The 13,201-nt window shown below is 42.4% G+C and carries 9 protein-coding genes and 1 tRNA gene; 9 read left to right on the top strand and 1 reads right to left on the bottom strand.

The genetic code is table 11. The features are described 5' to 3' along the window. Positions 1 to 7: 7 nt before the first annotated feature. The 6 genes from ilvB to glgB all read left to right on the top strand — a co-directional run bounded on the left by ilvB (position 8) and on the right by glgB (position 9,404). Positions 8 to 1,690 carry a biosynthetic-type acetolactate synthase large subunit gene (gene ilvB / locus D6856_RS11365; RefSeq protein WP_092242870.1) on the top strand — a complete coding sequence of 561 codons (1,683 nt, stop codon included), beginning with the start codon at positions 8 to 10 and terminating at the stop codon, positions 1,688 to 1,690. Between the two features lie 36 nt (positions 1,691 to 1,726). Beyond that, positions 1,727 to 3,253, top strand: coding sequence for a L,D-transpeptidase (locus tag D6856_RS11360; RefSeq protein ID WP_120686976.1), 1,527 nt, complete (start codon positions 1,727 to 1,729; stop codon positions 3,251 to 3,253). Between the two features lie 178 nt (positions 3,254 to 3,431). Beyond that, positions 3,432 to 4,514: a 3-phosphoserine/phosphohydroxythreonine transaminase gene (serC, locus tag D6856_RS11355; RefSeq protein ID WP_092242861.1), complete on the top strand. Its 1,083-nt coding sequence runs from the start codon at positions 3,432 to 3,434 to the stop codon at positions 4,512 to 4,514. Beyond that, positions 4,514 to 5,683 carry a phosphoglycerate dehydrogenase gene (locus tag D6856_RS11350; protein ID WP_092242855.1) on the top strand — a complete coding sequence of 390 codons (1,170 nt, stop codon included), beginning with the start codon at positions 4,514 to 4,516 and terminating at the stop codon, positions 5,681 to 5,683. The genes serC and D6856_RS11350 overlap by 1 nt, the downstream gene beginning before the upstream one ends. 2 nt (positions 5,684 to 5,685) lie before the next feature. After that, positions 5,686 to 6,939: a DUF1015 domain-containing protein gene (locus tag D6856_RS11345; protein WP_120686975.1), complete on the top strand. Its 1,254-nt coding sequence runs from the start codon at positions 5,686 to 5,688 to the stop codon at positions 6,937 to 6,939. Between the two features lie 44 nt (positions 6,940 to 6,983). Beyond that, positions 6,984 to 9,404: a 1,4-alpha-glucan branching protein GlgB gene (glgB, locus tag D6856_RS11340; RefSeq protein ID WP_120686974.1), complete on the top strand. Its 2,421-nt coding sequence runs from the start codon at positions 6,984 to 6,986 to the stop codon at positions 9,402 to 9,404. A gap of 35 nt (positions 9,405 to 9,439) precedes the next feature. Here the strand turns inward: glgB and D6856_RS11335 are convergent. Continuing rightward, positions 9,440 to 9,512 (bottom strand) — tRNA-Thr (locus tag D6856_RS11335). A gap of 171 nt (positions 9,513 to 9,683) precedes the next feature. Between D6856_RS11335 and D6856_RS11330 the strand changes: the two genes are divergently transcribed. Genes D6856_RS11330 through D6856_RS11320 form a run of 3 tightly spaced genes read left to right on the top strand, consistent with a single transcriptional unit; the run spans position 9,684 to position 13,146 of the window. Then, positions 9,684 to 10,208: an adenine phosphoribosyltransferase gene (locus D6856_RS11330; RefSeq protein WP_092242844.1), complete on the top strand. Its 525-nt coding sequence runs from the start codon at positions 9,684 to 9,686 to the stop codon at positions 10,206 to 10,208. A gap of 5 nt (positions 10,209 to 10,213) precedes the next feature. After that, the gene (locus D6856_RS11325; RefSeq protein WP_120686973.1) at positions 10,214 to 12,493 is read left to right on the top strand and encodes a RelA/SpoT family protein; all 2,280 of its coding nucleotides are present in this window, start codon (positions 10,214 to 10,216) and stop codon (positions 12,491 to 12,493) included. After that, positions 12,493 to 13,146 (top strand): MBL fold metallo-hydrolase, encoded by a 654-nt coding sequence (locus D6856_RS11320; RefSeq protein WP_120686972.1) that lies wholly within the window; start codon positions 12,493 to 12,495, stop codon positions 13,144 to 13,146. Before D6856_RS11325 ends, D6856_RS11320 begins: the two co-directional genes overlap by 1 nt. Positions 13,147 to 13,201: the final 55 nt, after the last annotated feature.

Here is a 13,201-nt window from a genome sequence, read left to right as displayed (position 1 = left end):
ATAAGAAATGCAACTTACTGGTTCACAGATCGTTTTGGAATGTTTGAAAGAACAGGGCGTGGATACCGTTTTCGGTTATCCCGGCGGAAGTATTCTCAATATTTACGATGAGCTGTACAAACAGCAGAATGATTTTTTGCATATCAGAACTTCACATGAGCAGGGCGCGGCACATGCTGCCGACGGTTATGCAAGAGCTACGGGTAAGGTTGGCGTTTGTTTTGCGACAAGCGGACCCGGTGCTACCAATCTTGTAACCGGAATCGCTACCGCATATATGGATTCTGTTCCCATGGTTGCGGTTACATGTAACGTTAATCTGCCTCTTCTTGGAAAAGATACTTTCCAGGAGGCTGATATTGCAGGAATCACGATGCCTATCACCAAGCATGGCTATATTGTAAAAGACATTAAAGAGCTTGCTTCCACTATGAGAAAGGCATTTAAGATCGCTACTTCAGGTCGTCCCGGTCCGGTTCTTGTTGATATCACCAAGGATGTAACAGCCAAGACCTGTGACTTTAAGCCTCTTAAAAATGATAAAAAAGAAGAGCCTAAGAAATCTTATACAGATGAAAACATAAATGCTGTTCTTAAGATGCTCAAGGCTTCAAAGCGTCCTTTTATTTATGTAGGTGGCGGAGCCGTTATTTCAGGTGCTTCCAAAGAGCTTGCAGAGTTTGTTTCCAAATTCAATGCACCTGTTTGCGACACACTTATGGGAAAAGGCGCTTTTGACGGAACAGATAAGCTTTATGCCGGAATGATCGGTATGCACGGAACAAAGGCTGCCAATTTCGGTGTAAGTGAGTGCGACCTTCTCGTTACTCTCGGAGCCAGATTCTCTGACAGAGTTACAGGTAACGCCAAGACATTTGCTTCAAAAGCAAAGATCCTTCAGATTGATGTAGACGCTGCAGAGATCAACAAGAATATCAGGACCAATTATTCTATAGTCGGAGATCTTAAGGAAGTTCTTTCTGATATCAATAAAGTACTTCCCAAGATGGATCATTCCGATTGGGTTGCCAAGATTGATGATTATAAGAAGCAGTTTCCTCTTAGCTATGAGAAGGATAAGCTCACATGCCCTTATATCATCGAAACATTAGATAAGCTTACCAAGGGTGATGCCATTATCTCGACCGATGTAGGTCAGCATCAGATGTGGACAGCTCAGTATTATAAATTCAGAAATCCCAGAACCTTCCTTACATCGGGAGGCCTTGGTACTATGGGATACGGACTCGGAGCTTGTATCGGAGCCAAAGTCGGCATGCCTGATAAGGTTTGTGTAAATATCACAGGCGACGGCTGCTTTAGAATGAATATGAACGAGCTTGCTACCGCTTCCGGATACGGTATTCCTATCGTTGAGATCATTATCAACAACAGCGTTCTCGGAATGGTAAGACAGTGGCAGACTCTTTTTTATGAAAAGCACTACTCACAGACTGTATTTTCCGATAAGGTTGATTATTGTAAGGTTGCAGAGGCACTTGGCTGCAAAGCGATCAGGATTACCAAAAAGTCTGAAGTTGAAGATGCTTTGAAGAAAGCGTTAAATTCAAAAGTTCCTGTAGTGATCGATTGCGTTATAGAAGAGGACGACAAGGTGTTCCCTATGGTTCCCGCGGGCGCTTCTATCAGTGAAGCTTTCGATGCCAAGGATCTTGCGAAGAAAAAATAATCTTTATAAATACTTCATTTAAGTTGGGGAAAAAAGATGAAGAGAAAATTTAAGCGGATATGGCTTGTGCTTTGGTTAAACCTGGCGGCCATTATAGCTTTGTACATAGCACTTGCGTTTTATTACAGTGAAGGTTTTCCTTGCTGCTGTTGGATAAACGGTGTTTATTGTACAGGAAAGAGTGTTGAAACAGTAAATAAAGAACTTCTTGCTAAGCACGGATACGAAGGCGTCAATGTAATTGACGCCGGAGGAGCCGAGCTTTATATAAGTGCGGAATCCGTAGATTTTAATGCGGATTATACCGAATCACTTGATTCTTTTATTGAGTTACGGAATTCTTTTCTCTGGGGCTATAATCTTTTTCAAAATCTCATTGTAAAAGTTGAACCGAGAGTATCTCTTAATGAAGATAAGCTTCTTGGTTTTGTAAATGATTGGGAGATCTTTTCTGATATAGGAAGTAATGATGTCTATATAGAAAAGGGCGATAACGGTTATATTCTTATAAACGGTATAACCGATGTTCCCAATAAAGAAAAGATAGTAAATACCGTATATCATTGTATGCTTCATCTTGAAGATACAGCCGATCTCGGAGCTACGGAAGGCTGCTATACGGAGGTTGAGGCTACAGAACAGCAGAGGGCTACGATAGATCTTTTTGATAAGGTAAAAGAGCTCCAGACCTGCGGTATCACTTATGATATCGGAGGTGAGCTGATAAGCTTCGGCCCGTCGGTTGCATCTGATTGGTTTGTGACGGCTGATGAGGTTGATGAATATTTGAATCAGGAAACATCGTCTACGGACCCTGCAAGCGGATTGTTTATCATAGACAGAGCCGTTAGAACATTCCCTTCGGAAGAAGAGATGTATACACTGAACGGTTTTGTATGTGATGTAAATGGAAGTCCAATCCTTAGTGAAAAGAAAATATATGATACTTTGAACAATATCGCAAGGTCGCACAGCACAAAGAGCTTGATCGAGAGATACAGACAGACTCATGAAGGAAGCATTTTGGTCAAAAAGGGAAGTAAAGGTGACGGAAGTCTCTATGATGTGAACGGAGAGTTTAACTATCTCATTGATAAGTATGTTTCCGGCGATATCTCTGCTGAAGAGAGCAGACCCCTTTCTTATTATGATTCTGTTGTCTCTTATGATGCGGCGAGTGAGCTCGGTGATACTTATATAGAAGTAAATATGAGCGAGCAGCTTCTTTCTTATTACGTAAACGGTGAGCTTAATATGCAGATGCCTGTGGTTACCGGAAATATCAACAGAGGAAGAGGAACGCCGGCAGGACTTTTTAATGTCTATAATAAAAGATATCACACTTATCTTAGAGGAACCGATTATGTTTCTTATGTAAATTATTGGCTCGGAGTTAATAAAGGCGTCGGAATTCATGACGCAACATGGAGAACTCAGGAAGAATTCGGAGGAGATACTTTCAAAAGAAACGGATCTCACGGATGCATAAATTGTCCTTTGGAATCAGTCGAACAATTGTGGAATGTCGCGGAAGTAGGCACTCCCGTCATATTATACTATTAAATTATCCGCTCTTTTATGATTAAAGGAGCGGATAATTTTTTGGCCAAAAACCGATTTAAAAAAATAAAATAACAAAGATTATGGAATGACGTTATTGACATTTTTTTATCTGCGTATAGAATAAAATTATTGAGGCTTTTTAATGCTTTAATATGATAAAACACAGGAGGATACAAAAGTGTCACGAGTTTATAATTTTTCTGCCGGACCGGCAGTGTTACCCGAGGAAGTATTGAAGCAGGCAGCTGCAGAGATGCTTGATTACAACGGATGTGGAATGTCCATCAACGAGATGAGCCACAGATCCAAGACTTTCGATGAGGTTATTCAGACTGCCGAGCAGGATATCAGAGATCTTATGAATATTCCTGACAACTACAAGGTTCTCTTTTTACAGGGTGGCGCAAGCCAGCAGTTCGCTGCAGTTCCTCTTAACCTTATGAAGAACGGCAAGGCTGCATATATCGTTACAGGTCAGTGGGCTAAGAAGGCTTACCAGGAAGCTCAGAAATACGGTGAGGCTATCGAGGTTGCTTCAAGTGCTGACAAGACTTTCTCTTACATTCCGGATTGTTCAGATCTTGACATCCCTGAGGATGCTGATTACGTATATATCTGCGAGAACAATACAATCTACGGAACAAAGTTCAAGACTCTTCCCAATACTAAGGGGCATGTTCTTGTTTCCGACGTATCATCATGCTTCCTTTCAGAGCCTGTTGATGTTACAAAGTACGGCGTGATCTACGGCGGTGTTCAGAAGAACGTAGGACCTGCAGGTCTTGTTATCGCTATCATCAGAGAAGACCTTATCAGAGATGACGTTCCCGCATTTACACCTACAATGCTTAAGTGGAAGACTCAGGCAGACAACGGTTCACTTTACAACACACCTAACTGCTGGAGCATCTACATGTGCGGTCTTGTATTTAAGTGGCTCAAGAAGCAGGGCGGACTTGAGGAGATGAAGAAGAGAAACGAAGCTAAGGCTAAGATTCTTTACGATTATCTCGATCAGAGCAAGATGTTCAAGGGTACAGTAAGACCTGAGGACAGATCACTTATGAACGTTCCTTTCGTAACTGACAGCGAAGAGCTTAATGCTAAGTTCATCAAAGAAGCTACAGCTGCAGGCTTTGTAAGCCTTAAGGGACACAGAACGGTTGGCGGTATGAGAGCAAGTATCTACAACGCTATGCCTATCGAAGGTGTTCAGAAGCTCGTTGAATTTATGGCTAAGTTTGAGAAGGAGAATTCATAATGTATAAGTACAAATGCATGAACCCGATTGCCAAGATCGGTCTTAATAATTTCACTGATGAGTATCAGGTAGTAGACAATGTTGATGACGCAGAAGGCATTCTTGTAAGAAGTGCCAACATGCTTGAGATGGAGTTCTCTGACAACCTTCTTGCAATCGCAAGAGCAGGTGCCGGAGTTAACAACATCCCCCTTGATAAGTGCGCTGAGCAGGGTATCGTTGTATTCAACACACCCGGTGCCAATGCCAACGGTGTTAAGGAGATGGTTCTTGCTGCAATGCTTATTGCTTCAAGAGATATCATCGGCGGTACAGAGTGGGTTAAGGCTAATGCAGGAGACCCCGATATCGCTAAGCTTACAGAGAAGTCAAAGAAGAAGTTTGCAGGAACTGAGATCTTCGGTAAGAAGCTCGGTATCATCGGACTCGGGGCTATCGGTGTCAGAGTAGCTAATGCCGCAAGACAGCTTGGTATGGATGTTTACGGATATGATCCTTATCTTTCAATTGACGCCGCTTGGAGACTTTCTTCAGACGTTAAGCACGTAACCAATGTTGATGATATTTATTCTAAGTGCGATATCATCACAGTTCATGTTCCTGCGCTTGATTCTACAAAGGGCATGATCAATGCGGACGCTATCGCTAAGATGAAGAAGGGAGTTATCCTTATCAACCTTGCAAGAGATATCCTTTGCAACGAAGTTGATGTTCTTGCAGGAATCAATTCAGGCAAAATCCGTAAGTATGTTACAGATTTCCCGAACCCTACAACATCAGGTCACGACGGATGTATCGTTATCCCTCACCTTGGTGCTTCTACAGAGGAGTCTGAGGATAACTGTGCTGTTAAAGCAGTTCTTGAGCTTAAGGATTATCTTGAGAACGGTAACATCAATAATTCGGTTAACTATCCTAACTGCGACATGGGCATCTGCACACGTCCCAGAATCGGAATTTTCCATAAGAACGTTGCCAACATGATCAGCCAGTTCACAACTGCGCTCGGTGATGCAGGTTACAACATCTCCGATATGACCAATAAGTCTAAGGGAGACTATGCTTATACACTTATCGATCTTGAAGATAAGATCACAGACGACCTTGTTAAGAAGCTTACTAAAGTTGACGGTGTTATCAGAGTCAGAGTTGTAAAGAAAGAAGCATAATTATGGCGGATATCAGACCTTTTAAGGCATACAGACCGACAAAAGAAAAAGTGGGAAGAGTTGCGGCTCTTCCCTATGATGTTTTTAGCAGAAAAGAGGCTCTTGAATATGTAAAAGAAAATCCCGAGTCTTTTCTTGCTATAGACAGACCTGAGACACAGTTCGAGCCCGATCATGACATGTATGCGCCCGAAGTTTACAAGAAGGCACATGACATGCTTCATGAGCAGATGGAGAACGGTGTCTTTGTTCAGGACGAAGAAAAGAGTTATTACATCTATGAGCAGACAATGAACGGCAGAACTCAGACCGGTATAGTTGCCTGCGCTTCTATAGATGACTATTTAAACGGAGTCATCAAGAAACATGAGAATACAAGAGCTGACAAGGAAGAAGACAGAATTAAGCATGTCTATAACTGTGAAGCTCAGACGGGACCTATTTTCCTTTGCTATAGAGAAAATAAGATGCTTTCCGATCTTATTAATAAGGTTAAAGAAGTGGATGAACCCGTTTATGATTTTGTTTCCGCAGATGACGTGAAGTCCAGAGTATGGGTTATTGATGACAATGAGGAGACCGATACAATCAGCAGGATTTTTGCCACCATCGATGCCGTATATATTGCGGACGGTCATCACAGATGTGCATCGGCGGTCAAGGTCGGACTTAAGAAAAGAGAAGAGAATGAAGGAAAGGTTCGCGGTAAGCAAGAGTATGACTATTTCCTTTCGGTTCTTTTCCCTGACAACGAGCTTATGATCATGGACTACAACCGCGTGGTTAAGGATCTTAACGGCCTTTCCAAGGATGAATTCTTTGATAAGCTTAAAGAGAAGTTTGATCTTGTAAAAGAAAATGAGGCTGTTAAACCTTTTAAAAAAGGCGAGTTTGGCCTGTTTATCGATGACGAATGGTTTAGACTTTCCGCTCATGCAGACATATTAAAGAGCGATGCTGTAGACGGACTCGATGTTTCTGTTTTACAGAACGAAGTTCTTTCACCGATTCTTGGTATCGGAGATCCCAGAACGGATAAGAGAATTGATTTTGTCGGAGGAATCAGAGGACTTAAAGAGCTTGAGGATAGGTGCCATAATGACATGAAGCTTGCTTTTTCCATGTATCCCACATCTATTTCGGAGCTTTTTGCCGTTGCCGATGAGAAGAGACTTATGCCTCCAAAGTCAACTTGGTTTGAGCCTAAGCTCTTAAGTGGGTTATTTATTCACGAAATTAATGGTACAATTATCTAAATAACAACAATTTAAGTATTGTTTTTTATTTGGAGGGGACCATAGTGAATAACAGACTGTACAAGATGATGAACTGGCCGGAGATTGAAGAGATTATTTATTCTGACGGAGACGATCCGCACAGAATACTCGGAGCACATAAGGTTGGAGGAAACTATCTTGTGCAGGCTTTTTATCCAAATGCGAAGGCTGTAAGTGTTCTTGTTGAGAATACCAAGAAGGCTTATGAGATGGAGCTTGCTGATGAAGCCGGTTTTTATGCGGCTATTGTTCCTTATGTTGACAAGCTTAAGTACAAATTCATCATAACCGATGAAAACGACAAGCAGGAAACTGTTATTGATCCTTATTCCTTCGGACCTACCATGGACCGTGAGGATTTTATAAAGTTCGGTAGCGGTATTCATTACCGTATCTATGAAAAATTAGGAGCTCATCCCATGAGGCGTGGCGGAGTAGCCGGCACGCAGTTCGCGGTATGGGCTCCTTCTGCTGCCAGAGTCAGCGTTATTGGTGATTTCAATAATTGGGACGGAAGAATGTGTCAGATGCACAGACTCGATCCTATCGGAATTTTTGAGATATTTGTTCCGGGCGCCAAGGTAGACGACGGCTATCAATTTGAAGTTAAGACCAGAAGCGGTCACATCTATAAAAGACCCGATCCCTATGCTACAAAATCAAAAGGAGAAAACGGCGTTATTTCCGTTATAAATAAGTTTGTTCCGTTTAAATGGACTGATGAAAAGTGGATCGCCGCAAGAAAGAAATTCGACAAGGACGAGGGAGCTCTTTCTATTTGCGAGCTTTCTCTTGATGCGTTTGCCGAAAGACATGAGCATAAGACTACAATAGAAGAGATAACGCAAGATATCCTGACTTATGTTACGGACCACGGCTTTGATACAGTTGAACTTATGCCTGTTATGAAGCATATTCCCGAGCATTTTTATCATATTCTTGATTTCTTTGCTCTTGACGATGCCAACGGTAAGCCTGAAGAGTTTATGAACTTTGTAAATACCATGCATGAGAACGGAATCAGAGTCATCCTTGATTGGGTTCCAACGTTCTTTCCCAAGGCGTCATACGGACTTAGCGATTTTGACGGTAAAGCTCTTTATGAATACGAAGATCCGAGAGTCGGAATCCATCCCAAATCAGGCGATCTGATATTTGATTACGGTAGAAAAGAAGTTACGAATTTCCTTGTTTCAAACGCTCTTTTCTGGATTGAAAAATATCATGTGGACGGTCTTAGGATATCCGATATCTCAAGGATTCTTTATCTTGACTATGACAGAAAACCGGGAGAATGGATGCCTAATATCTACGGCGGAAACGAGAATTTGGAGGCGCTTGAGTTTCTTAAACAGTTAACTACTGCCGTACACAAGGATAATCCCGGAGTATTCATGATAACCAAGGAGACGGCATGCTGGCCGCAGGTTACCGACAGTATAGACGACGGCGGTCTTGGGTTTGATTATAAGTGGAACAACGGCTGGACGAGAGATTTTCTTTCTTACATGCAGAACGATCCATTGTTTAGATCGGGCCACCACGACGAGCTTACGTTTAGCATTATCTACAGTTATACAGAGCGCTTTATCTTAAGCTTTACGCATGAGGAGCTTGAAAAGGGACTGGATGGTCTGTATTATCTCATGCCGGGTGATTCCAATCAGAAGATGGCAAATCTAAGGCTGGCGCTGAGCTTTATGATGGTTCATCCCGGAAGAAAGCACATATATATGGAACCTGATGCACTCACTGTTGACCAGTCGGTGTTTGTTGAAAACATGCTTTCAAAGCTTAATGCTCTTTATAAAGAGCATCCGGCACTTCATCAGCTTGACAGTGTTGAGGGCGGCTTTGAATGGATCAATAATCTGGCTGCGGATGATTGCATGATCTCTTTTGCACGTAAGAGTTCTGATGAAAAAGAGATTCTGCTCGTTGTTGCCAACATGGCGGGAATCGAGCGTGAATATGAGATAGGTGTCATCGCTGACGGAAGATATACGGAAATTTTTAACAGTGACGATGTCAGCTACGGCGGATCCGGAATCCTCAATGAAGGTAAGATAGAAGCTAAAAGAAAAGAGGCCGACGGACGCGATTATTCCGTAAGCATAAAGCTTGCTCCCGTTTCACTTGCAATCTTCTCGCTTACTCCTTATACACAGCAGGAGAAGAAGATACGCGCCATTAAGGAAGAAGAGGAGATCAAGAAAGAAAAAGAGCGTGATGAGAAGCTCACCGCTCTAAAAGAAAAGCAGAACGAAGAGGAACAGAGACTTCTTTCGGAGCTTAAGAAAAAATATGAAAAAGAGCTCGCGAACGAGGAAAAGGCTATCGAAGAAAAATATGCCAAGATCGAAGAGGAAAGAATATTTGATATAGTATCAAAGGAAGCAATAAAGAATATCAATAAGAAAAAGCGTGGCAGAAGAAAAAAGTAATAAAAAAAGAAGGCTGATAAAGCCTTCTTTTTTTAAGCTGGAAAAGGGACTTGAACCCTCGACCTACTGATTACGAATCAGTTGCGCTACCAACTGCGCTATTCCAGCATGCCCATGCTTTCTTGACACAAAAATGATTATACATTCAGGATGCCCATTTGACAAGAGAAATTGGAAATATAATTATTCAAATGCAGTCAGTTTGTGATATACTAATATACTGAAATAATATTTTGTATTGCCGGTGCGTTTTAGCGCAAGGTAGAGAGGATTTTCATTATGAAAGATTTAAAAGATTACGTTAGAACCATTCCTAATTTTCCCGAGGAAGGAATCATGTTTAGGGACATCACATCTGTTTTACAGGATCCCGACGGATTTAAACTTGCTATCGACAAAATGCAGGATATGGTAAAGGATTTGGATTTTGACGTTGTTCTTGGTGCTGAATCCAGAGGCTTTATCTTTAGCGCACCTATAGCATATAACAGAGGTAAGGCGCTTGTTCCTGTTCGTAAGAAGGGTAAGCTTCCTTGCGAGACAATCGAGGTAGAATATGACCTTGAATACGGTAAGGCTGTACTTGAGCTTCACAAGGATGCGATCAAGCCCGGACAGAAGGTTCTTCTTGTAGACGATCTTATGGCTACAGGCGGTACCATCGAAGCTATGATCAAGCTCGTTGAGAAGCTTGGCGGCGAAGTTGCCGGAGTTCTTGTTCTTATGGAACTTAAGGGCCTTAAAGGAAGAGAAAGAATCAGCAAGTACAGACTTGATGCTGCAATAAGCTACGAAGGGAAGTAATGTAAATGCCGCAGGACTTCGATGACGGAAAAATTGAAGCCATTGAGGAATTTCAGGCGCCTGATAAGCTCTATGAGGGACTTATAGAGAGAGTCAGAAAGTATCACCCTTCAGATGATATTTCCCTTATAGAAAAGGCTTACAACACAGCGGCTGAAGCTCACAAGGACCAGTTACGCAAATCGGGTGAACCTTATATTATTCACCCTCTTTGTGTTGCCATAATCCTTGCCGACCTCGAAATGGATAAAGAGACTATAGCAGCGGGCCTTCTTCATGATGTTGTTGAGGATACTATCTACACCAAGGAAGAGGTCGAAGCGGAGTTTGGCGCGGATGTTGCGTTACTTGTAGACGGTGTTACCAAGTTGACGGCTCTGCAGCTTTCAACAGATAACGCCAATAAGACGCAGGAACAGCTTGATATGCAGGCTCAGAACCTTCGTAAGATGTTCCTTGCGATGGCTAAGGATATCAGAGTCATTCTGATCAAACTTGCCGACAGACTTCATAATATGAGGACTCTTGCTCATATGCCTCCGGAGAAGCAGTCAAGGATTGCTCAGGAGACCCTTGATATTTATTCCCCTATTGCGGGAAGACTTGGTATCAGCCGTATCAAGGTTGAGCTTGATGACCTTTCACTTAAATATCTTAAACCCGATGTTTACTATGATCTTGTGGAGAAGGTTTCCGTAAGAAAGAGCGAGAGGGAGAAATACGTTGAGGATATCTGCGCCAATGTCAGAAAGGCTATAGCAGATGCCGGAATAATCGGTGATGTCAACGGAAGAGTTAAGCATTTCTTTAGTATTTATAAGAAGATGCGCAATCAGAACAAGACTCTCGATCAGATTTACGATCTTTTTGCCATAAGAATCATTGTTGCGACTGTAAAAGACTGTTATGCGGCTCTTGGTGTCATTCACGAGATGTATAAGCCTATTCCCGGAAGATTCAAGGATTACATCGCTATGCCCAAGCCCAATATGTATCAGTCTCTTCATACGACGCTTATCGGTCAGACTGGACAGCCTTTTGAGATTCAGATTCGCACCTATGATATGCACAGAGCTGCTGAATACGGTATCGCTGCCCACTGGAAATATAAGGAAGCATCCGACGGTAAAAAGGCTGAAAACGGAGAAGAGGAGAAGCTTATCTGGCTTCGTCAGATCTTGGAATGGCAACAGGACATGTCTGACAACCAGGAGTTCATGAATCTTCTTAAGAGTGACCTCAACCTTTTCTCAGAGGATGTTTATTGTTTTACTCCTACAGGAGAAGTCAAAAACCTGCCTGCAGGTTCTACGCCTATTGACTTTGCTTACAGTGTTCACAGTGCTGTCGGCAACAAGATGATAGGTGCCAAAGTTAACGGTAAACTTGTGCCGATCGATTATAAGATCCAGAACGGTGACAGAGTTGAGGTTATCACCAGCCAGAATTCAAGAGGCCCGAGCAGAGACTGGCTTGCCATTGCCAAGGCCACATCAACCAAGAATAAGATCAATCAATGGTTCAGGCATGAGCTTAAAGAGGAGAATATTGCCAAGGGCAGAGAGCTCCTTATCGAGTATTGTCGCAGTAAGGGAATAGATCTTTTTGCAATTTCCAAGCCTGAATTCCAGAATATTGTTATAAGAAAATACGGTTTCCATGATTGGAACGCAGTTCTTGCCGCAGTCGGACACGGCGGACTCAAGGAAGGCCAGATCATCAACAAGATGCTTGAGCTCGGAGAGAAAGAGCATAAGCGTAACATCACCGATGAGGAAGTTCTTGCTGCCGTTGCGGAGTCCAATGTTACTCCTCAGGTTTCCGGTTCCGACAATGCTATTATCGTTAAGGGTGTACATGACGTAGCTGTTAGATTTTCCAAGTGCTGTAATCCTGTCCCCGGCGATGAGATATGCGGTTTTGTTACAAGAGGGCGAGGTGTATCGATTCACCGAAAAGACTGTGTCAATGTTATTAAGATGCAGGAAGAAGACAGAACCAGACTTATCGAGGCAAGATGGCAGTCTGATTCCACAACGGGAAGTCAGTATGCCGCTACGATCAAGATATTTGCCAATAACAGAAGCGGTCTTCTTGCCGATATTTCAAGAGCGCTTACCGAGAAAGATATCGATATCATCTCGATGAATACAAGAACGAGTAAGCAGGGGCTTGCCACAATGGAGACTTCGTTCCGTGTAAGCTCCAGAGAGCAGCTCAGAATTATCGTCGATAAGATCAGACAGATTGATAGCGTTATTGACATTGAAAGGACAACAGGCTGATGGCAAAAAGAAAACTTAATGTCGGGTTACTTACACTTGGCATGGTTGCTACCAACTTTTACTTTGTTTTTGATCCGGAGAAGATTGATGAAAGCGGGAAAAAGCACGTTATATGCTTTGATCCCGGAGACAGAGGAAAGTATATCTATGATTATCTTTCCGAAAAAGACTTTGTGGTTGACCTTATATTACTTACGCACGGTCATTTCGATCATATCGGCGGAGTTGAGGAACTTAAAGAGCTAACGGGAGCGAAGGTTGGCTGTTATGAAAAAGAAATTGCCATCTGCCAAGATCCCCATCTTAATCTTTCCAATTATTACGGAATGAATTTAGGAATAACTCCGGATGTAACATATAAAGACGGAGATATAATTGAAGCTGCGGATCTTTCGTGCAAGCTTATTGCCACTCCCGGACATACCTCCGGTGGCTGCTGTTACTATTTCGAAGATGCAGACATACTTATAAGCGGAGATACGCTTTTTGAGGAATCTATCGGAAGAACCGATTTTCCTACCAGCTCCACAAGCGAGCTTGTAAGATCAGTTACAGAAAGACTGTTTGTCCTCCCTGATGAAACTTATGTATATCCGGGGCACGGAGAGATGACAACAATCGGTCATGAAAAGGAATATAATCCTTTTTTCTAAAAAAAATTTGCAGCTGTAAATGCAGTAACGAAGAGCCTTTGCGGGCTCTTTTTTA

It is taken from the genome of Butyrivibrio sp. XB500-5 (assembly GCF_003625505.1).
Classification (GTDB): Bacteria; Bacillota; Clostridia; order Lachnospirales; family Lachnospiraceae; genus Butyrivibrio.
The sequence above is the reverse complement of the archived record's forward strand: the minus strand, read 5'-3'. Positions and strand labels throughout refer to the sequence as shown.